Source organism: Ruegeria sp. BHSB172, assembly GCF_059613165.1.
In genome coordinates this window covers 1-22,379 of the sequence record NZ_JBXWRZ010000049.1, presented here as the reverse complement: position 1 = coordinate 22,379, position 22,379 = coordinate 1, and the positions used below count along the sequence as shown (strand labels likewise).

Genomic DNA, 22,379 nt, shown 5'->3' with positions numbered 1-22,379 from the left:
CTTGCGGGCGATCCGATTCAGATGGTGTCCCTGCAACCCGACGGCCCGACCGAGGCCGACGATGTCGGGATCACTTTCACCGAGATAAAGACGGCCTGCGCGGCGATCGAGTTGCCGGAAGATGAGCCTAGGCTGACCGTCTTGCAGACACCCGCCCCCGAACCCGTCGCGGACGACCCATACCCGGCCCCTAATAGCGAAGGGCTTGCAGCCGCCTTTTTCGAAGGGTCCGGGCGGTTTGCGATGGGACGCTTTCTAAGCGGCCCGGCATCCACGCATCGGCATGACGGCCTTTGCGCGGATGGCCAGCCCCTGCACCCGTCGGCCGGCTTGCTGGACCGGTTCGCAAAGGACCTGGCCGGCTGGGATGCTGATGCAAGCGGGCAACTGCCTCATCCGCAACTGATCGTCATGCGCCCATCGGGCGGCAAGGGGGCCGCGCTGGCCCTGTTGCGTGACGGTCAGGACAATGCCGCCGCCATTCACGACGCGCGCAAGCTGGGGGCCGTCGTCGCGCTATGGAAATCGCTTCGGGGGACGGATCCGTGACGACCCGGCCCATTTTTGCAAATAAATCCTTACCGTCACGCGTTTTTGCCAGTTTTCAAGGTTAGTGTCATGAGTGAATCCAACCGCCGGGACTTGATCCGGATCGCCAACGAATTGAACGAAATGAGCAATGACGAGACCCGTCATTTCATTTCACGGATCATTGATGACCTGACCAACCTGAAACCCTCGATCGCCTTTGTCGGGCAGATCAAGGCAGGGAAATCCCGGCTGATCAACGGATTCACCGGACAGGCCGAATTTCTGCCCTCGGACGTCAATCCCTGGACGACGGTGATTACCGACATGCATTTCGGGCACCCGTCGGGGCGGACCCAAGGGGCGCAGTTCCACTTTTTCGACGACCGTCAGTGGCGCGCCCTGATCGCCGAAGGCGAAGAACTGCGCAACATGTTCCCCGATGACGAGGACAGCTACAAGCGCGAGATGATCGAAGAGCAGGTCGAGGCGATGAAAACCCGCGCCCGGCTGCGGCTGGGCGACAGCTACGAGCAGTTGCTGGGCCAACACCACGACCTCGAAGAGCTGACCTCCGAGGATCTTGCCCGCTATGTCTGCGCCGGCGAGGATCCGACCGAGGCGACCGAACATGATCCGGGCTCGGACCGGGGTCTGTACAGTGACATCACCCGCAAGGCCGATGTCTATTTCGAACGGGGCCATTTCCCGTTTCCGCTGACCGTAACCGACACGCCTGGGGTGAACGACCCGCTGCTGATCCGCGAGGAGATCTCGCGTCAGTATCTCAAGGAAAGCGATTTCTTCGTGGTGGTGTTGTCGGCGCATCAGGCACTGTCGCGTGCCGATCTGAAACTGTTCCGCCTGATGCAGGCGCTGGAACTGGGCCAGATCGTGGTATTCATCAACCGCGTCGACGAATTGAACGGCGGTGCCGAAGATGCCGCGAAGGTTCGCGCTGACGTGCTGGACGGCCTGCAAAAGGCGTTGGGAAAGACCAATATCGACGTGCTGATGGGCAGCGCCCAATGGGCGCATTATGCGCTGACCGGCGACGAATCCCAGGTGAACCATGACAAGGTTCTGGCCTGGCTGCGCGCCCATCCCGATCAGATGCAGCAGTATCTGGAAGGCGTTCAGAAGCTGAAGCAGGCCCCCGCCCCGATCAGCCGCGAAGCGGTCCTGCGCTATGCCGCGATGATCGCGTCGGGCCTGCCGGATCTGCGTCGCCACGTCACCACCGCGCTGGCCGAAGGCAAGCGCGAGGAACAGCTGCGCATGGCGTGGCAGCATCTCAACAGTTTTGCCGAAGGGGCGCTGGAACGCGGCAACGCGCGCTTGCGCGCACTGGACGAAGACGGCCGGTGCCAGACCGAAAGCGCCGCGGAGAACGACAAGACACTGACCCATCTGCGCAAAACCGTGGCGGACCGCATCGTCGAAATTACCCGCGAGATGGACGACATACTGGCCAATCTGCGTGGGGTGATGGACGACACCGTGGCCGAGGCGGTCGCCGACGTGGTATACGGCCCCAATGGGCAATCCCCGCTGTTGGCCAAGGGCGACGCGACCGAATTGAACTTTGTCCCCCTGCGCGAACGGATGCGCGAGCTGGTCCAGGGTGCGACCCAGGTGATCCGCCAGCGCATGCTCAGCGAACTCTATTCGATCGACATGCAGGCGAATGGCGCGCTGCGCGCCCTGCCCGGCTGGCAGGAGCCGGCCGACAGCCGCATGAACACCAGCGCGGTGCGCTGGTACCGACCCGACACCTCGGCCCTGACCCGCGGGATCACGGTCGAGCTGCGGGTGAACTGGCTGTCGCGGCTGATTTCCCGCAAATCGGTCGTGTCCCGGGCCGAGCGCATGATCGTGCAGGAATTCCAGCTGATCGGCGACGACCTGATCGACACCGCCCGCGACGATCTGCTGGAGCGGTTGAACACGGTACTAGATCATTTTCTGGCCTTGCTGGCGGGTCATCTTGAAAACCGCGCCGCATCTGGCAAAAACTCGGAACGCGGTCAGGCCCAGATCGAGCTGGACCGCGCGCGGGCCATCGCGGACCAGCTGCAATTGGTCTTTGACATCGAACACGGCAACGAACGACAACCGGAGGCCGCAGAGTGATCGAATTTCCCTCTACCGAACACGAGGTCCGACAGCTCGAGCGCTTTCTCAGCGCCACCGAGTCGCTGCCCGCGACGGACCGGCTCGAGGATATGCGCGCACGCGCGCAGGCCCATGCCGAACGGTTGTCGACCGCGGTGTCGATCGGGTTCGCCGGAGAATTCGGCGCCGGCAAATCCAGCTTGGCCAACATGCTGGCCGGGGCCGACATTCTGCCCACCGGCCCGCAGCATCTGAAACTGCCGCTGGTGATCGTGGCCTATGCCGACGCGCCGGAAACCACCGTCGGCTGGTGGGACAAGGAACCCAAGACCTACTCCGGCATCGTCCTTGAAAAGGCGGCAGCCGATAACCCCGATTTCATTTCGGTCGGGCTGAACACCCCGGCCCTGCGCGAAATCTCGTTGTTCGACCTGCCCGGATCGGGTTCCCTGGATGACAGCTACAAGCAAACGCTGGACCTGCTAAAGTTCGTCGATTGCGCGATCTGGTGCACCAACGGCACCAACGCCTGGCGCGAGACCGAACACCACCTGTGGGCACAGGTGCCGGAAACCCTGCGGGCGAACAGCCTGCTGGCCGTGACCCATGCCGACTTGCCGCCGGTGCGCGACGCCCTGGACCGCGTGTTGGCCCGGCTGGAAAAACAGAAGACCGGCATGTTTCGGGCCATCGTCCCGATCGGAACACCGGTCGCCGTGCGCGCCATGGCCCAAGAGCCCGAACCCGATTTCGCCTTGTGGGAGACCTGCGGCGGCCAGAAACTGGCTGAACAGATGCTGGAAATCGCCTCGGACCGGCGCAAATCCGACTTGGAGGCCGCACGCCGCGACCTGAAACAGGAATTTCTGCCGTTTCTGGAGACCCTCAAGGGAGACGAACCAGAAACCCCCGACTCGCGCACCGTCCAGCCCAGTCTGGAATCGGCGCTGCCGCCGCTGTCCAATCCGATCCTCGAAGACTGGCTGGCCGCCATCGCCAGCATCTACGAGGACCTGCGCGACAGCTCGGACATCGACCCCGGCGCCTTCCTGGAAAGCTGCCGGGAAATCGTCGAAGATTTTGCCGAACGCCTGGACTCCGGGTCCGAGATCGACCCCGAGGCCGACTGGATCCCGACCGAGTTCGAGAAGGCCACGGACCTGTTGCTGCTGCTTCAGTTCGAAACCGGCGAGACCCGGCTGAAGGATGCGGTCAGCATACTGGCGCAGCTCAGCGACAATCTGGCCTGGGCCGGCAGCAAGGTCGCCACGGCCGCGCCCCGCACCGGCACCTGAACTCTTCGCGCCCGGATTGCGCCGCTCAGCGGCGAATCGAGCGCCTGGACTCTGCCAACCATTGTTTCGAATCCGTCGACCATGCCGGTCGCGACCAGCGGACTGACAATGGTCAGACTACACCATTTTCCAATATATAGCATATTTCCTCAGATAACATACAAGATACAGATCGCCCTGCGGGTCGATCCATAGTGAAGCCATGCGGCGGCCCCAATAAAGTCAAATTTGAACCGTCTAACCGTTCTCAAGTGTCCTGCGGTTGTTTTTGGTTGTGAGTGCAAGGGTAGTTTGTCCGGTTTTTGTAGGCCGCAAGAATTGAACTCATGGGCGGGAAAAATGAATCACAACCACGCGGTCGGCGCCTCGCACGACGAACCACAGATCCAAGGGCTGCAACCCGGCGCGAAGCTGCTGCGCGGCCAGTATGAAATACTGGAATTTCTCAGCAATGGCGGGTTCGGGATTACCTACCTGGCCCGTGACAGCCTGGATCGCGACGTGGTCATCAAGGAATGCTATCCGGGGGCGCTGTGCCGCCGGAACGGCGATCTGGTCGAACCCAACGACCCCGCCTTCAAGGACGATCTGCGCGCCATCATCGATCTGTTCATCCAAGAGGCCCGCAACCACGCGCGGCTGGTGCACCCGAACATCGTGGATGTTCATCAGGTGTTCGAGGACAACGACACCGCCTATATCGCGATGGACCTGATCCGCGGCTGCGACCTGCTGGATTACATCGAAGACCCCAAGACCGAGAGCGGCCCAGATTTTATCGTGCAGGTCACCGAGAAGATGCTGTCGGCGGTGTCGTTCATTCACCAAAGCGGCATGCTGCACCGCGACATCTCGCCCGACAACATCCTGATCGACGAACATGGCGAACCGATCCTGATCGATTTCGGGGCCGCGCGGGAACAGGCCGCCAACAAGTCCGCCGCCCTGCTGACCCTGCGGGTCATCAAGGACGGCTATTCCCCGCATGAATTCTATGTACGCGGATCGGAACAGGGACCTAGCAGCGATCTGTATGTGCTGGGCGCCACGCTGTACCACGCGATCAGCGGCGAACGGCCCATCGACGGGCAGACCCGCCTGAACGCCTTCAACAACGGCCAGCCGGACCCGTATGTCCCGCTGACCGGCCGGTTCCAGGGCTATCCCGAAGGGTTCCTCGAGGCGATCGACAAAGCGATGGAGCTTCACGCCACCGATCGCCTGCAATCAGCTCTGGACTGGCTGCGCATGTTCCGCGGTCCCAGCGTCGTGTTCGACAACTTCGATTATCGTCCGGTCTCGGTCATCGTCGCGCTGGACCGCGAAGATGACGAGGCAGAAAAGGCCCGCATCAAGGCCGAGGCCGACAATGCCGAAGCGGTCGTGACCGCTCTGCTGGCCGGCAATTCCGATCTGGCTCTTGGCCCGACCAAGAACGACGAGGCGGCTGCCTCGGGGTCCGTGGGTGATACGGCCCCGACGGTCGACACCGTCGTTCAGAAAAGCTCGAGCGGCAGCGGTAAACTGATCGTCGGCCTGGCGGTTCTGGCAGCCTTGGCTGCCGGCGGCGGCTATGTCTGGATGAACAAGGACGGCACGGCACCCGACGGTGCCGTATCCGCCGTTCAGGCGGATACGACCGTCGCGGCGGCGACACCCGAAATCACGCCGGAAGCACCCGCACCCATCGAATCAGACCCCGAACCGGACACCGCCCTCGAAACCCCACCGACCGACGGTGTGGGAAATCGCGGGCCGGAAGAAACCGCGGCAACACCAGAAGCGCAGGACCAGCCTGTCGAGCAGCCCCTGGCCGAGCCAGCCCAAACGGCAGATCCAGTCGTCGAAAAACCCACGGCTGCTGCGCCCGAGACCCCTGCCCCGACCGCACCGGTCAAGCTGGCCCAGAACCAGTTCGGCTTTGCCCATTGGGATGTCGAAGTCCCGTTCTCAACCGCCACGCGGCGCGGTTCTACCGGCAGCGCGATCGCGATCACCGGTGTTGAACAGGGCCGGGACCTGTCGGTCATTGGCGATTGGGTCGCACGCGGCGCGGTCATCTACACCCTGAACGGCGAGCCTATTCAGGACGACGCACCCCTGGCGACGCAGGTGCTGAACAACCTTCAGATCGACCCCGACGGCTATGTCCGCGTGGCCGCCCGGTACCGGGCACCAGGCAAGACCCGGCCCGAGAACGGCCTGCTGGCCTTACCCGCGATCCGCAACTTCGGGTTGATCAACGGGTATGGTTTCACCGCCCGTGCCGGTGGCGACACGGGTTGGCAGACCATCGTGAGCGAAGCGCCGACCGAAGGGGCTGGATCCTTGCAGGAAGGCGACATCCTGCTGCGCGAAATCCACACCGGCACCGAGATCACCGAGTCCGACAGCCTGGACCGGGTGATTTCCGAACTGGTGGCCGATGGCCAGCCCGAGGCAAAGCTGACGGTATCGCGCAACGGCGCCGAGACCACCGCCCTGATGCCCTTGACACAGGAGCAGGCGGAATGACCTGACCGACAAGTCCCGAACCCGCCAGCGTGTTTGGCTGAGGGTGGCATCGGTTTTGCGCCACCCTGACGGGATCCGGCCCGTCGCGGAGCGTAAAGATTTTCTGGTTTCCCCGATCATCAGTGCCCTGCCCGTGCGCAGAGGTTTTTCGCAGCCCCACGGACCCATCCAGTCCGTGCAAGAAGTCAAAAGGTGTCGACACCATGTTCAAATACAAAAGCCCCCTCAGCCGGCTTCTCGAAGGTGCCGGCAAGACCAAGGAAGCCGAGGCCACCGATACGGCCGAAGCCACGCAGACAGAACCCGAGGCTGCGCCCGACGAGAAACCTCAGCCGATCGCGGATTTCAACGCGCTTCGGCAGGCTCTGGGTGGCGGCAGCCTGAACACCGAAGGCTTCGAGGAAAGCGACGAGCTGCTCCCCGAGGACAAGATGCCCGAGTTTGACGACGAGGAAGAACCGGTCACCGAGGCGGCCGAGGAAGCCCCGTCGCAGCCCGAAGCGGCCGAGCCCGAACCCGAGCCGGTCGTGACCCTGCGTTTGGCTCAGCCCGAGCCTGAACCCGAGGCAGCTTCGATCGAGGCGGACAGCGCCGAGGAAGCAGTTGCCGAGGCGCCCGAGCCAGAGGCGTCGGCGCTGGAAGAGTCCCCCGAACCGCCCGTCGCAGCGCCCGAGCCTGCTACGATCGCGGCCACCGCAACCGCAGCCATGACGGCGGCACCCGACGCGGCCCAACAGGACCGCCGCGCGCGGGTCAAGACCACCTTCCTGGGCTTCGAGCGGCCGGACACCCATGTTCAGGATCTGATCGAAACCGCCGAACCGATCCGCAAGGCCGAGACTGCCACCGAGACCTTCCCGGTTGGCTGGCTGGTCGTCACTGGCGGCCCAGGCCGTGGCGCCAGCATCACCCTGAAGGAAGGGCTGATGCAGATCGGCCGCAACGACGATCAGGCGATCCAGCTCGATTTCGGCGACACCGGCATTTCGCGCTCGAACCATGCGTTCATCGCCTATGATCCGGAAGACCGGAAATGCTATATGGGCCATGGAGGCAAGGCCAACCTGGTGCGCCTGAACGGCAAGCCGGTTCTGAGTACCGTACCGCTGGCCAGCGGCGACCTGATCCGCATCAGCGAAACGTCCCTGCGGTTCGTCGCCTTCTGCGACGAAAACTTCGACTGGCGGGACGCATAACGAATGCTGGCGACTCCGTCATATGACATTGCGCTGATCCTGGATCAGGGCCGGCGCGACTCGCAGGAGGACGCGATCGCGGCACGTGTCTTTGACGCGGCCAATGCCGGCTACGTGGTGGTGGCCGACGGCATGGGCGGTCACGCGGCCGGCGAGGTCGCCTCGGACCTCGTGATCAAGGCCTGGCGCTCGGTTCTGGATGCCGTTCTGGACAGTCGCGAACCGACCGAAAGCGAATTGCAAGACGCCCTGCCCCTGGCCGCCATGCAGGCCAATGCGACGGTGGCGGGCTACGGCGAAGATCAGCCGGCAGGCTTCAACATGGGGTCGACCCTTCTGGGCGTTCTGCTGCTGCGCAACCGGCTGTTCTGGATCTCGATCGGCGACAGCCCACTCTACCTGTTCCGTGACGGGGCCCTGACCCAGATCAACGAAGATCACTCGATGGCGCCCGAAATCGACGCCCGTGTCGCACAGGGGCATCTGTCGCAGGCCGAAGCCCAGGCCCACCCCGACCGCAACCAGCTGACCTCGGTCATCATGGGCGCGGCGATCCCCAAGGTGGACTGCCCCGAACAGGCGCTGGAACTGGACCCCGAGGATATCGTGGTTCTGGGCAGCGACGGGCTGCAGTACCTGACCGACGACGAAATCAGCGCGACTCTGCAGGACAACGCCGACGCGCCTTCCCAGGACATCGCCGACAGCCTTCTGCAGGCCCTGATCGCCAAGGCCGATCCCGACCAGGACAACATTTCGATCGCCGTCGTGAAAGCGACCGGACAATAACAAGAGCAACCCAACAGGACCCATGAAAAAGACATTCCTCATATCCAGCCTGGCCCTTGCGGCAGCCGCAGGAGCAGCCTCGGCGCAAGAGGCCTGCTCGGACTACGAGATCCAGCGCGGCGACAGCCTGCGGGCACTGGCGATCGAAGTCTATGCAACCGAAGACTTCCGCATCATCTATGACGCCAACCGCGAGGTGATCGGCTCGAATCCGAACATCATCCGCGTGGGTGACATTCTCAAGATGCCCTGTCTCGAAGATGTCGGCCGGGCCGCACCCCAGCCCGAGACCGAGGCCGAGCGCATGGCCGCCGAGATGGCCGCCGAACTGGTCAAGGCCGCCGAAGAGCGCGCTGCCAAGGCCATCGCCGAGGCCGAGGCCCGCGTCGCCGCCGCTGAGGCCGAAGCCAAAAAGGCCAGCGAAGAGGCGGTGATTGCCGCCAAGACAGCCGCGAAACAAGAAATTGAAGCCGCCCGCGCCGAGGCTGCCGCGCTGATCCGCGACGCCGGCACGGCCGAGCGCCCGGCCATCCGCGACCGTCAGCTGCTGCTGATCACCGGCGGCAACTATGCGCCCTTCACCGACGAGTCCCTGCCCTATCGCGGGCTATACACGCATCTGGTCGAAACCGCCTTCCTGCGAGCCGCGCCTGAACAGGCCTACAAGATCCAGTTCGTGAACGACTGGTCTTCGCATCTCGACCTGCTGATGCCGACCCTCGCCTTCGACGCCACCTTCCCCTGGTCGCGCCCCAACTGCGACGAGGCCGAAGCCCTGTCGGAAAGCGACAGGAACCGGTGCGAGACCTACAACTTCTCGAATCCGTTCTACGAGGTGGTGGACACGTTCTTTGCCAAGGATGGCTCGGGCTACGAGACCACGCTCAGCTATGCCGATTTCGCGGGCGCAACGATCTGCCGTCCTGAAGGATGGTCAACGACCCACATGGATGCGGTGGGCCTGTATGAACCCGCGATCACCCTGATGCGCCCGGTCGACCCAGATGACTGTTTCCGCGCCGCCATGGACGGAAGCGCCGATATCGTAGCTATCGAGGCACACCTGGCCGTCGATGCGATCAAGCGGCTGGGCTACGAGCATCAGCTCGTTGAGAACCCCAACCTTGCGGCGATCAAACCGCTCAATGTCATGACCCACAAGGACAACCCGGATGGGGAAGCGATCCTTGAGACTCTGAATCAGGGTCTGGCGATCATGCAACAATCGGGCGAATGGCGCGACATCGTGTCCGAGGCCCTGCGGTACCAAATGGAAAACGGATAAGGCCCCGAACAGGCCTGAAAAAAACAAAAGTCTGGAGGAAGTGGACATGTTTGAAATCAACCTGAAGAATCTGGTGGTTGCGGCCACTGCAATCACCGCCCTGAGCGCCGGCGCAGCCGCAGCTCAGGAAGCCTGCTCGAACTATACGGTTCAGGATGGCGACACGCTGGCAACCATCTCGATCGCGGCCTACGGCACGTCGAACTACCAGCCGATCTTCAACGCAAACCGCAACATCATCTCGAACCCCTCGAACCTTGAGCCGGGCGTCGTGCTGGCCCTGCCCTGTGAGGACGGCAGCCTGCCCAACGGCCTGAGCGCACAGGACCTGATCGCCGCCGAGGAAGCCCGCAACGCGAACAACAAGGCGTCGAACGTCTATGAACCCCCCGTCAAGATTCTTGCCGGCGGCAACTATGCACCCTTCTCTGACGAGAGCTTGTCGGGCGGTGGCATTCTGGTGCGTCTGGCCTCGACCGCGCTCAGCCGTGGCGGCAACAGTCGCGAGCATTCGGTAAGCTTCGTGAACGATTGGGGTTCGCACCTGGACACGCTGCTGCCGCTGGGCGCGTTCGACGTAGGTCTTGGCTGGTACATCCCGGACTGCTCGAACCGCAGCTATGAATGGTCGGCGGAGACAACCCGTCGCTGCAATGAGTTCGACTCGACCGTCAGCGTGTATGACGTGGTTATCGGTTTCTACACCCTGCCCGACAGCAAATACGCCGAGGCCCGTTCTTTCGAAGACTTCAAAGGCGCGCGGCTGTGCCGGATGGATGCCTGGTTCACCCACGACCTCGAAGAACAGGGCGTTTTCGAGCCGAACATCACAATGGTCCGCCCGATCAGCGCCGCTGAGTGCCTGGACGCCGTTCTGACCGGTACCGCCGACGTTGCATCCTTCGAGGTTCAGCTGGCGGCGGATGCCATGAGCGAAATGGGCCTGACACCTAAGGATATCGTGGAAAACCCCTTCGTGAACACCATTGCCAGCCAGCGCATCATCGCGCATCGCAGCAACCCGTTCGGCAAACAATACATCGCGATGCTGAACAAGGGCCTGAATGAAATGCGCGAGTCGGGCGAATGGTACGCCATCGTTTCGGACACGCTGCGCGAGCACAACGAAGAGATGAACGCCGCGTCGAACTGATCCCTCGGTTGCGCGAAAATCTTGGGGCCGGTCTTGCGACCGGCCCTCTTTTTTTGTCGGCGCCCGTCACAGGCCATATCGACAAGAAAAACGGCCAGCACCCCAAATGCTGGCCGTTTTCTGAGTGAGTGGTGCAGCCCCGACGGGCCTCACCGGTATTTGTCCGAGGTTGTTTTCAGGATAGCCCCGCGCAGTGCGGCTGAATATTGGGGGAATCCCGTAGAATCTCGGTCAATTCAACCAAAATAATTTGGAATACTCCGCCAGACTGCCGAACTGGCGCGTTTGCCCCGACGCATTTGTCTGCGCAATTGATGGCGTTTACCCACGACGCCGTCGGTCACGCGTCAGGGTCGCAGGCCCGCGCGATGGCGCGGGCCTGTTCGTTTCTCAGCCGATGATGGCGTTCAGCGTGGCGCTGGGGCGCATCACCGCCGCAACCTTGGCCCGGTCGGGGTGATAGTACCCGCCCAGATCCACCGGTTTACCCTGCACGGCAGCCAATTCGGCCAGGATCTGCGGCTCTTTCTCGGCCAGTTCCTTGGCGATCGGTGCAAACGTCGCGGCCAGGTCGGCATCGTCGGACTGCGCGGCCAGGGCCTCGGCCCAATAGCGGGCAAACCAATAGTGGCTGTCGCGGTTGTCCGGCTCGCCAACCTTGCGGCTGGGTGAGCGGTCATGGTCCAAGATACCTTGCGTCGCGGCCTCGGCCGCAGCGCCCAAAACGGCGGCCTTGGCGTTGCCGCGGCTGTCGGCCAGGAAATTCAGCGATTCACCCAGTGCGCAGAATTCGCCCATCGAATCCCAACGCAGGTGGTTTTCCTCGACCAGCTGCTGCACGTGCTTGGGCGCCGAGCCACCTGCACCGGTTTCGAACAGGCCGCCACCGTTCATCAGCTTGACGATCGACAGCATCTTGGCCGAGGTGCCCAGTTCGAGGATCGGGAACAGATCGGTCAGATAATCGCGCAGCACGTTGCCGGTGATTGCGATGCTGTCCTTGCCGGCGGTGATGGTTTCCAGCGTCTTGCGGGTCGCCTCGCGCGGGGCCAGAATCAGGAACTTGTCGGCCACGCCCGCAGCTTCCAGCGCCGGCTTGACGTATTTGATCAGTTCGGCGTCATGGGCGCGGTTCGCATCCAGCCAGAAAATCGCCTCGGAGCCGGTTAGTCGCTGACGATCCATCGCCAGCTGGATCCAGTTCTCGATCGGGGCCTTCTTGGCGGTGCAAGCGCGCCAGATGTCGCCCTGTTCGACCTCATGCGAATGCAGGACCTCGCCATTGGCCAGAACGATGCGGATCGTGCCGTCCGCAGGCGCTTCGAAGGTGGTCGGGTGGCTGCCGTATTCTTCGGCCTTCTGCGCCATCAGGCCCACATTGGCGACCGAACCGGCGGTGGCCGGGTTCAGCGCACCGTTGGCTTTGAAGAAGTTGATGGTCTCGTCATAGACCGGCGCATAGCAGCGGTCGGGGATCACGCAGTTGGTGTCTCCCTTCTTGCCGTTCTCGTCCCAGCCCTTGCCGCCTGCGCGGATCACGGCGGGCATCGAGGCGTCGATGATCACGTCCGACGGCACGTGCAGGTTGGTGATGCCTTTGTCGCTGTCCACCATGTACATCGAGGGACGGTCGGCCTTGACCGCTTCGATCGCGGCCATGATCTCGGCATCGTCCTTGACACGGTTTAGCAAGTCCCCCAGCCCCGAGTTCGGGTTGACGCCCAGCTGTGCCATGCGGTCACCGAATTTCTCGAACACCGGCGCCAGCCACGACTTGACCGCATAGCCAAAGATGATCGGGTCGCTGACCTTCATCATCGTCGCCTTCATGTGCAGCGAGAACATGGTGCCGTCTTTCTTGGTGTCCTCGATCGCGGCATCCAGGAACTCCGACAGCGCCTTGACCGACATGAAGGTAGCATCCGCAACGGTGCCTTCCTCCAGCGTCCAGCCGTCTTTCAGAACGGTCACGCCGCCATCCTTGCCCACGAATTCGATCCGCGCATCACCGGCTTGATCGGCGGTGATGGTGGCCGATTTCTCGTTGCCGTAGAAATCGTTGCCCGGCATCGACGACACCTTTGTTTTGCTGTCGGCCGTCCATTCGCCCATCGAATGCGGATGCTGCTGCGCATAGCGCTTGACCGCCTTGGCGGCGCGGCGGTCGCTGTTGCCCTCGCGCAGAACCGGGTTCACGGCCGAGCCTTTGATCACGTCATAGCGGGCGCGGATCTCTTTCTCAGCGTCGGTCTTGGGATCCTCCGGGTAGTTCGGGATGTCATAGCCCTGCCCCTGCAGTTCCTTGATGGCAGCGACCAGCTGCGGAACCGAGGCTGAAATGTTCGGCAGCTTGATCACGTTGGCCTCGGGGGTTTTCACCAGCTCGCCCAGGGCAGCCAGATCGTCGGGCTGACGCTGTTCTTCGGTCAGGTTTTCGGGGAAGGCCGCGATGATGCGCCCGGCCAGCGAAATGTCCTTGGTGCCGACGCTGACGCCAGCAGCCGACGCGAATTTACGGATGATGGGCAGGAACGAGGCACTGGCCAGCTCCGGCGCTTCGTCTACGATGGTATACAATATGTCGAAGTTCGATTTTTCTGCCATGTTCCCTTACCTTTTTTAAGCCTTTCAGGGGCGTGCGATCCGAGAGTTTTGCCGCGTGCAGCGCAGCGTGCGAGGAGCGTGAATGCTGTTCCGCTCCAGGGTGACTCTGATTTGTCAGGGCTTCCCATAAATCACCCGAGCCGTGGGATCAATCGCATACGAACGCGCATTTTGACCCAGTTTGCGCAAAACCGCGCAAATGCCTGGATTTTGTGCTCGCCGACGATGCCCGACGCCTTTTCCTTGACGCGGACGCTGGCTAAGACGGTCCTCCAACCAAAGATCAAGGAGGCCCCGTTGGACCGCATCGCCCGCACCATCGCCACGGAAATCAATGCCCGGCCGCAACAGGTCGAAGCGGCGGTCAAGCTGCTGGACGAAGGCGCCACCGTGCCCTTCGTGGCGCGCTATCGCAAAGAGGTGACGGGCGGGCTGGACGACGGCCAGCTGCGCACCCTGTCCGACCGGCTGGCCTATCTGCGCGAGCTCGAGGCGCGGCGCGAGACGATCCTGAACTCGATCAAGGATCAGGGCAAGCTGACCGACGATCTGGCCAAATCCATCGCCCAGGCCGAAACCAAGGCGCAGCTGGAAGACATCTACCTGCCCTACAAACCCAAGCGTCGCACCAAGGCGATGATCGCGCGGGAAAACGGGCTGGAGCCGCTGGCCGACGCGATCCTGGCCGACCGCAGCGCCGACCCGGAGGCGCTGGCCCAGGCCTATGTGACCGAGGCCGTGCCCACCACCAAGGATGCGCTGAACGGCGCGCGCGACATCATCACCGAGCGTCTGACCGAAAACGCGGCCCTTCTGGGCGAGCTGCGCACTTTCATGCAGGCCGAGTCGCTGCTGACCTCGAAGGTGATCGAGGGCAAGGAACAGGACGGCGCCAAGTTCAGCGACTATTTCGACCATGCCGAGCCTTGGGCCAAGGTGCCCTCGCACCGGGCGTTGGCGATGCTGCGCGCATCGAAAGAGGGGATCGTGACGCTGGACATCGGCCCCGACCCCGAAACCGGCGCTGCCCGGGCCGAGGCGATCGTGGCAGCCCATCTGCAGACGCGCGGTGACGGGCCGGGCGATGTGTGGCTGCGCAAGGTCGCGGGCTGGACCTGGCGGGTAAAGCTGTCACTGTCGATGATGGTCGAGCTGATGGCCGATCTGCGAAGCCGCGCGCAGGAGGAGGCCATTCAGGTTTTTGCACGCAATCTCAAGGACTTGCTGTTTGCTGCGCCAGCCGGACCCCGCCCGACCCTCGGGCTGGACCCGGGCATCCGCACCGGCGTAAAGGCCGCGGTGGTGGATGCCACGGGCAAGCTGGTGGCGACCGACACGCTGTATCCGTTCCAACCCAAGAACGATCTGCGCGGCGCACAGGCCACCATCCTGAACCTAATCGCCACGCACAAGGTCGAACTGATCGCTATCGGCAACGGCACCGCCAGCCGCGAGACCGAACGGCTGGTGGCCGACACGCTGAAACTGCTGCCCAAAGGGGTGCAGGCCCCCACCAAGGTCGTGGTGTCCGAGGCCGGGGCCTCGGTCTATTCCGCCTCGGAACTGGCGGCGCGCGAGTTTCCCGATCTGGATGTCTCGCTGCGCGGCGCGGTGTCGATCGCCCGCCGCCTGCAGGACCCGCTGGCCGAGCTGGTCAAGATCGAACCCAAAAGCATCGGCGTCGGCCAGTATCAACACGACGTAGATCAACACCGGCTGAGCCAGTCTCTGGAAGCGGTGATCGAGGATGTGGTGAACGCTGTTGGCGTCGATCTGAACACCGCTTCGGCGCCGCTGCTGGCCCATGTCTCGGGCCTGGGCCCCGGTCTGGCCGAAGCCATCGTGGCGCATCGCGACCTCAATGGGGCGTTCCGGTCGCGGCAGGATCTGCTGAAGGTCGCGCGCCTCGGCCCCCGCGCTTTTGAACAGTGCGCGGGCTTCCTCCGCATCCGCGACGGGGACGAGCCGCTGGACGCCTCGGCCGTCCACCCCGAGGCCTACGACGTGGCCCGCCGCATCGTGCAGGCCTGCGGCCGCGACATCCGTCAGATCATGGGCCATGACGGTGCGCTGCGTGGTCTGCGCGCCGAACAGTTCGTGGATGACCGGTTCGGCCTGCCCACGGTGCGCGACATCTTTGCCGAGCTGGAAAAACCCGGTCGCGACCCGCGCCCCAGCTTCGTGACCGCCAGTTTTAAAGAGGGCGTCGAGGAGATCACCGACCTCAAACCCGGCATGGTTCTGGAAGGCACAGTTACCAATGTCGCTGCCTTTGGCGCCTTCGTAGATATCGGTGTGCATCAGGACGGCCTGATACATGTCAGCCAGCTGGCCGACCGCTTCGTCAAGGACCCGCACGAGGTGGTCAAGGCCGGTCAGGTCGTACGCGTCCGTGTGGTCGAAGTTGACGTGCCGCGCAAGCGGATCGGGCTGAGCATGCGCAAGGATGGCGGAGCTTCTGCCCGGCAAGATCGCGCCCCAAAAGGGCATAACGCACGAGGAAAGAATTCAGGCGCTCAGAAATCACAACGCGCAAAAAATACACAAAATGCGCAGCACGGCGCGCTTGGGGATGCTTTGCAAAATGCTCTCAAAAACCGATAACCTCCCTTGCCCTGCCTGAGCATCAGGCGGGCGTTTCCGTCTGGAACGCATCGGGCTCCAACTCTTCCCAAAAAGCAAAGATGGCGTTGGCGTTCAAACCCGACCGCCAGCCGTGCTGCCGGAAGTGTTCGCGGTCCAACTCGTCCGACAGGGTCGACATGAACAGGCGCTTGTCCGCATCCCGCTGGGTTGGGTTTCGCCGCGAAACCAGTTCTTCGACGATGGCCAGTTTGCGGGCCCGTTCGGCACGTTCCGCCGCCCGCGCGGCATAGGCTTGATCCTCGCGCGCCTTCTCTTCTTCTCGCTGCCTGGCCGCGGCCAGCGCCTCGGGACTGGGTGGCGCCGGGGTCTCTTTCGCAGGGGCCTTGTAGTTTTCCTTGAGAGCGGCCGAAAGGTAGCCCACGGTGGATTTCACATCCCCCTGCCCTTTCACATAATCCAGCTTCTGCTGAACGTATTCCTCACCGTGCTCGGAAATCCACTGCCGTGCCAGCCTGTCCGAGACCCCCTGTTTGCGCAGGGTCTTGTAGACGGGAAGATTGCGCACGCCATCGCTGTCGTCGATCTCGAACATCGCTTTCTGGGGGTTGCGCTGGATCAGGAACCTTATGTCAGTGACGCTGCGGCCCTTCTTACGGAACTCTGGCTCGATCAGGATGTCCGAGCTTTTGTTCACCTCAGAAACGGCAGGCTTGATGATCTTGGCGTTCAGATGCTTGAAACTGGTGTAGTAGTCGCTGCCGTCCACCCCCATCAGTTTACGGAATACCTCGAGCGTCCACCAGCCCGTCGAGCCGGTCCGTACGAAGCGATAGCAGTTTTCATACAAGGCCAACCCGTGACCCGAACTGAAATTGCGCTGAATGTGCACGTTGATCAGCGCATAGATCTTGGGATCATACAGCTTTTGCGCCAAAGCCGGGGAATAAGCATATTCGCACACCCCGTTTTTGAGTTTAGCAAAGCTCAGCAACGACGACACGCCCCATTCCTGGCGCCCCTGCTCATCCAACATGTCCCACTCGGCCACGGTTTCGGCCAAAGCGCGAAGGCTGGCACGCAACGTGTCAAAATCGTTCGAATTGTATCCGACCATCATCGCCAGGGTCCGGGCGTCGATCGTGTGGGTCTGTGCAGTGGTCAGCGCGTCATAGGCATTGAGCAGAAGAACATTGGACAGCTTTCGCTGCAACAAAGTGAGCTTGCCGCTGATATGGATCGCGGCAACATTTTTTTTCACCGTTTCCCGTCGCAGCGCGCCCGAGAGGTGATCCATGTCCAATTCTGTATCCGGCATGATTCTGCCTGGCTGCTCGTTTGTCGATTCTGTTGCACGAAAGGTACCCGGCAATCAACCTATTTTGGGTCCCCAAATACGGGATGACTGCCATACCGCAGACAGGTACCTTTCCGAATCGCCCCTTAAGTTATCCACAGCGAAGCCGCTTAGTCACACCGCACCCGGCGTTCGGAAGCCATCCTCACGCTGATTACCAGTACGTTCCGAAGTCTAAACTGCTCGATTTAGTGTCTTACCGGGAATCGGTACCATTCCAACCGGATTCCGGGACCTTACATCCCGTATTTGGGTCCCCTTGATCCTGAGCACTGGTCCATTCCGTCCTGAAAATGGGCACCCAACAACCCCTAGATTATTGTTTTAAATGGCAAAACTGATGGCTAAAGAATCTAAAACCCTTAAAAGAATCAAACTTTTTGTTGCCTGTTTTCTGATTATTTCTTTTGGTTTCGCGACGAAACACCCGGATCATGCCAAATCTTGTGGAAAAATCTGTTTAACAGGATAGCGCAGGAAGAAAATGTTCGGTACATTTTGCGATATACGTCGCAAAGGCGAACATTTATCGAGGCACCGACAGTGAGCAAAACCAACCAACCTTCTCTACCACCTTATTTCAACCTGGACCCGGCCAAGGCGGCGTCAAAGCTGCCTGATCCTATCGGGACATCCCGATTCGCGAAAGCAGCGGCGTTTTGCGCGAAAGGACGCGAAGATCTGGCAAGACGTGGCTATGCTCCGGATGGCGAAAAGCGGCTGCGCCGATTCTCGATCTGGGAAATCACGAAATACCTGATTCCGGTTGCTCCGGCCCATCTGCGCCGTGTGCTCAAGGCCAATCCGGATCTCCCTCAGGGCGAAGGAGAGGCCGGGTCGAAGTGGTTTACGCTCGAAGAAGTCCTGGCGCTGCGCCACTATTTCGCCGCAGAGGGTGTCAGCACCAAGGAGTACCTGCCGTACAGGCCCAAGGGGCTGCCCGCCAAAGTCGTGGCAGTGGCGAATTTCAAGGGCGGCGTTGGAAAAACATCGACTGCGGCACATCTGGCAATGTCGGCCGCCTTGGACGGGTACAAAGTACTCGTGATCGACCTGGACAGCCAGGGGTCGATGACGTCGATCCTCGGCGGTCGCGTCGCCGATGAGTGGCAAACGGTGTTTCCGTTGATCGCCAAGGACTATGCCCGGGCCGTTCAGGAAGAAAACCGCGTGCGCGCGGCGGCCGGTCAACCTGAAATTCCTCTGGACGAAACGCTTCAGGAAGCTCTGACGACCCTGCCCCGAGACGTGATCCAGAAAACGCATTGGCCCAATATCGACCTGATCGGCGCGCAGTTGAATCTGTATTGGGCTGAATTCCAGATCCCGGTCTGGCGCATGGGGCTGCGCAGTTGGCCCTTGTGGGATGGTCTGACAAACTTCCTGCAGGATGAAGGTGTGTTGAACGATTATGACATCGTTTTCCTCGATACGCCTCCTGCACTTGGGTACCTTACGATCAACGCACTGGCTGCGGCGGATATTCTGCTTGTGCCGCTGGGGGCTTCGTTTCTGGAATTTGATTCCACAGGCCGGTTCTTCGACATGCTCTATACGACCTTTGCTAGCATCGAGGACGGTGAAAACGCGGCCCAACGGGCGGCGGGATTGCCCGAGCTCAAATTCGAATGGGATGTTGTCCGCGCGATCATCACGCGGTTCGATGCCAGCCAGCAGACCGACATGGCGAACGTGATCCAAGCCTATTTTGGTGACTTCATGAATGCCTATCGGCAGGATTACACTGCTCTGGTCGGGCAGGCCGGTGAGCAGGTGAACGGGATCTATGAGGCGGACTACCGGGATTTCAACCGAGACACATACGTGCGCGGCCGAGAAACTTTCGACCGGACCTACGCGGAGTTCAAGGAAGTTCTGATCGGCTGCTGGTGGCGCGACGCGCAGATGGGAGGAGAGGCAGATGGCTAAACGCAGAAGACTGACGGCACCGGACGCGGCTGAGTTGGAGCAACTCGAGGCGGGTTTCGCCACGAAACCCTCGATCGGCCCGTTTGAAACCAAATCGGTTGTGCCTCCAATCGCACAAGTCGCGGCCGAAGCCGCCACATTGAATGGAATGGCCGCCGTGACCGATCGCGAAGCTTTGGCCCGCGACCAGGGTGATGCGGCCCGTTGGCGCGATGCGCAGGATGCGGGGCTGGTGGCGCAAAAGCTGCCGATTGACGAGATCGACGCGGACTATATTCGTCGCGACCGGATGGTCGAGGACGAAGAAGCGATGGCCGAGTTGCTGGAGTCGTTGCGAGTCAACGGTTTGCGCACGCCGATCGAGGTGACGCCGACGGCCGACGGCTACGGGCTGATCTCGGGTTATCGGCGCCTGGACGCTTTTCGCCGTCTCGCCAGAACGGATCCTGCATTCGCGCAGATTCCGGCTTTTGTCCGCCAGGCCGGGGCAGGGCAGGGGGCGTATGTCTCGATGGTCGAGGAAAACGAGCTGCGCGCCAATCTCAGCCCCTACGAACGTGGACGCATTGCGGTTCTGGCGGCAGGGCAGGGGGTATTCCCTTCGACCGAAGCCGCAGTGGACGCCTTGTTTGCGGCGGCGTCCAAGGCGAAACGGTCAAAGGTGCGCAGCTTTGCGATGGTACACGAGGCTTTGGGCGACCTGTTGCGGTACCCGGTATCCCTGTCGGAAAAGGCGGGGTTGCGATTGGCTGCAGCCCTGCGGGAGGGCGCTCAAGCCAAACTGCGCGCAGCATTGGCCGGAGCGGACGCGCCCGATGCCAAGAGCGAGTGGGCTTTGATCGAGGCTGCGCTGAAAGAGGCTCCCGAGCCGTCGCGTGAAAAGGCTCGAGGCGGACGTCCAAAGCAGGTTCAACGCATTCCGCCGCAGCCGTTGCCCGGAGGAGGCGACATCCGTGCCGAAGTCGCGGCGGGTGAATTACGAATCCGCCTGCGGCGGCGAGATTTGTCGGCCGAAGACGCCCAGGACCTTCTGGATGCGATCGCCGCACATCTAGGCTAGTTTCGCGACGAAACACCTGCTTGGCCGGTCGAAACAGGATGGGCCGGGCAGATCCCGTAAATGGGTACTTTAAGCAAAAATGCGTAAATCGTGCCTTGCGCGCATTTTGGTCAAATAATGCGCGTTATTTTGACTGCGTCTTTGTTTGCCAGTGCTTTTAGGTTCGGTCCTGTTTTCTAGCCGGCGGCACGTCTTGAGGCTCTGTCTTTTGGACGGTGGTTAAGCATCGTTGAAATTGGACGTGAGTTTGGCCCGCCAGTCCGGCGAATTGCTGAAAGGTGTGGAGCGTCCTGAGACCTGTTCGCCAATGCAGGGCTGATGAACGAGTTGAAGGTCAAGCTCTTGGAGCGGATGCCGGGGGCGAAGTTGGCGATGTACATTGGCTACGAGGAAGGCAACGACGCCTCGGCCGGGCAGGCCAGTCGCTGGAATGGCAGGTCGACCAAGTTGGCGAAGGGCTGGAAGACAGGTCGCTGACCGATACCGATGGCGAAAAGGTTATGCATGCGCTGGCCGACCTGACCATCGCTATGCAACGGGACATTCTGCAAGAGGTCGGCCTGACTGGACAGGCCGATGCACTCGGCGCCATCCGGCGAAACTCAAGGCGGATGGAACCGCTCGACGATCTCGATTCCATCTAGCGACAGTTTCTTCCGAACCACTGATTGGCGCGCTAATTTTGGCGGCCTGTGCCCCGGCGCGGCCAAACGGCTGGCGCCGCTTTCCGTCAAAACTGTCAAGAACGGCCTTTTTAATGTACCATGCGGTTAATCCGCGTTTAGTTCATTTCATTTTCTCATTTCCGGAAGGACCGGAACCATGCCTTGGAAAACCCCCAAATGGCCCAACGTCCCTTACAGCCAACCTAACTGGCCCGAAACATGGTTGCGGTTCGAACAGGAATACTCGAACGCCCATCAGCCATCGCGTTTGGTATCTCATCCCGGTGTCCCTTATGTTGCGACGCAAACCTTGAATTCTCGTCCCACGGAAGCAGAGTTGGGACAGGTGGGGTTGGACTACCTGAAGAAGCTCCACGATTTCCTGTTGGCTCGGGGGCACACGCCGGTCTATTTGAAATACGCCGTGGACAGCCTGTCTGGCAAATTCGTTAATGCCTTCAAGTGGTTGCCGTTGTGGCCCAAATTCGGAACGCCCATTGGTTCTTCGCCCGTGCCGCGTCTGGCTTCGTGGAACCTGTCGCGGGCTGCGGATCACGATGTACCGGCATCGGTCATCATGGTCGCGGCCGAAGTCTATGGCGGTGACAACCAGATTTCCCCGCAAGCCGGGATCCGCGTCCCTATGACCGTCGAGGCCGACGGAAACACCTATACCGTGCGGATCCGGTCAGCGACGGTCGAGTTTCCGGCAGGAGAAGATGCCTTTTTGACCGACCTTGCCGCGCGGGCCGGTCCTTCTTCCGGGCCCGGCATGCTTCTCGCGGTGTCCGCGGCTTTGGAGCGGTTGTACAAGGGCGATGACGTCGCGTCTGAGATCGCCAACAAGGCCGGGGTTACGCAAGAGTCGGTGACAATCAACGACATCCAGTTCCACCCGCAGGACCTCAAGAACTGGCGGAGCTCACCCTGGGAGTTCACTATTCAGGCGACGGCGCACAATGCCAATCCGACCCGCGTCCCAAGCCCGTTGGGGTATGCGGTGTACGGCATTTTTCGCTTCGACAGGATCGGAGAGCCGACGCCCGGCGGCGTGGCCAAACAATCCGACCCGGTTCTGGTCTCTGTCGAGCGGACGCCGCTGGTGACCCATGCTGCCCCGCAAGGCAACGCGTTCGTATTCGCCCAGACCCCTCCGGGCTGGGCCGCGCCTGACGGTGAGGCGTATGATTGGTCAGAGCGCAGACCAACCCGTGATGACGGTGTTCTGGACAGGTTCCGCAGCTTGTTCCAACTGGATCCATCAGCGCATGTTGACCTAAAAAGCGACGGTTTTCGCGTTTGCGTC

General features: G+C 61.8%; 13 protein-coding genes and 2 pseudogenes. 13 read left to right on the top strand and 2 right to left on the bottom strand.

Features of this window, described 5'->3' with window-relative positions; translation table 11 throughout:
* The 8 genes and pseudogenes from AC2FM3_RS15775 to AC2FM3_RS15740 form a co-directional block, all read left to right on the top strand.
* A pseudogene (locus AC2FM3_RS15775) lies at positions 1-549 on the top strand (hypothetical protein); the annotation flags it as partial.
* 69 nt (positions 550-618) lie between these two features.
* Positions 619-2,661: a dynamin family protein gene (locus AC2FM3_RS15770; protein WP_496683619.1), complete on the top strand. Its 2,043-nt coding sequence runs from the start codon at positions 619-621 to the stop codon at positions 2,659-2,661.
* Complete coding sequence (locus AC2FM3_RS15765; RefSeq protein ID WP_496683617.1) at positions 2,658-3,938, top strand: dynamin family protein; 1,281 nt, start codon at positions 2,658-2,660, stop codon at positions 3,936-3,938. The genes AC2FM3_RS15770 and AC2FM3_RS15765 overlap by 4 nt, the downstream gene beginning before the upstream one ends.
* A gap of 339 nt (positions 3,939-4,277) precedes the next feature.
* Positions 4,278-6,452, top strand: a complete 2,175-nt coding sequence (locus AC2FM3_RS15760) for a serine/threonine protein kinase (protein ID WP_496683615.1) — start codon at positions 4,278-4,280, stop codon at positions 6,450-6,452.
* A gap of 203 nt (positions 6,453-6,655) precedes the next feature.
* Positions 6,656-7,648 (top strand): FHA domain-containing protein, encoded by a 993-nt coding sequence (locus AC2FM3_RS15755; RefSeq protein ID WP_496683612.1) that lies wholly within the window; start codon positions 6,656-6,658, stop codon positions 7,646-7,648.
* Positions 7,649-7,651: 3 nt separating this feature from the next.
* Entirely contained in the window at positions 7,652-8,437 is a 786-nt protein-coding gene (locus tag AC2FM3_RS15750) for a PP2C family protein-serine/threonine phosphatase (RefSeq protein ID WP_496683609.1), read from the top strand.
* Positions 8,438-8,459: 22 nt separating this feature from the next.
* Positions 8,460-9,722: a substrate-binding periplasmic protein gene (locus AC2FM3_RS15745; RefSeq protein WP_496683606.1), complete on the top strand. Its 1,263-nt coding sequence runs from the start codon at positions 8,460-8,462 to the stop codon at positions 9,720-9,722.
* A 46-nt stretch (positions 9,723-9,768) separates the two neighbouring features.
* The gene (locus tag AC2FM3_RS15740) at positions 9,769-10,875 is read left to right on the top strand and encodes a peptidoglycan-binding protein LysM (RefSeq protein WP_496683603.1); all 1,107 of its coding nucleotides are present in this window, start codon (positions 9,769-9,771) and stop codon (positions 10,873-10,875) included.
* Between the two features lie 390 nt (positions 10,876-11,265).
* On the opposite strand, the gene AC2FM3_RS15735 is transcribed toward AC2FM3_RS15740, so the two are convergent.
* Entirely contained in the window at positions 11,266-13,479 is a 2,214-nt protein-coding gene (locus AC2FM3_RS15735) for an NADP-dependent isocitrate dehydrogenase (protein WP_496683601.1), read from the bottom strand.
* A 297-nt stretch (positions 13,480-13,776) separates the two neighbouring features.
* Here AC2FM3_RS15735 and AC2FM3_RS15730 point away from each other — a divergent pair, with 297 nt between their 5' ends.
* On the top strand, positions 13,777-16,083 hold the full coding sequence (locus tag AC2FM3_RS15730) for a Tex family protein (protein ID WP_496683598.1): 2,307 nt from the start codon (positions 13,777-13,779) through the stop codon (positions 16,081-16,083).
* Positions 16,084-16,105: 22 nt separating this feature from the next.
* On the opposite strand, the gene AC2FM3_RS15725 is transcribed toward AC2FM3_RS15730, so the two are convergent.
* Positions 16,106-17,380 carry a replication initiation protein gene (locus AC2FM3_RS15725; RefSeq protein WP_496683595.1) on the bottom strand — a complete coding sequence of 425 codons (1,275 nt, stop codon included), beginning with the start codon at positions 17,378-17,380 and terminating at the stop codon, positions 16,106-16,108.
* Between the two features lie 582 nt (positions 17,381-17,962).
* Between AC2FM3_RS15725 and AC2FM3_RS15720 the strand changes: the two genes are divergently transcribed.
* The 4 genes and pseudogenes from AC2FM3_RS15720 to AC2FM3_RS15705 form a co-directional block, all read left to right on the top strand.
* The gene (locus AC2FM3_RS15720; protein WP_496683622.1) at positions 17,963-19,348 is read left to right on the top strand and encodes an AAA family ATPase; all 1,386 of its coding nucleotides are present in this window, start codon (positions 17,963-17,965) and stop codon (positions 19,346-19,348) included.
* Positions 19,341-20,408 carry a ParB/RepB/Spo0J family partition protein gene (locus AC2FM3_RS15715; RefSeq protein WP_496683592.1) on the top strand — a complete coding sequence of 356 codons (1,068 nt, stop codon included), beginning with the start codon at positions 19,341-19,343 and terminating at the stop codon, positions 20,406-20,408. Before AC2FM3_RS15720 ends, AC2FM3_RS15715 begins: the two co-directional genes overlap by 8 nt.
* A 278-nt stretch (positions 20,409-20,686) precedes the next feature.
* Positions 20,687-21,052 carry a hypothetical protein gene (locus tag AC2FM3_RS15710; protein ID WP_496683590.1) on the top strand — a complete coding sequence of 122 codons (366 nt, stop codon included), beginning with the start codon at positions 20,687-20,689 and terminating at the stop codon, positions 21,050-21,052.
* Between the two features lie 373 nt (positions 21,053-21,425).
* Positions 21,426-22,379: pseudogene (locus AC2FM3_RS15705) on the top strand (hypothetical protein); the annotation flags it as partial.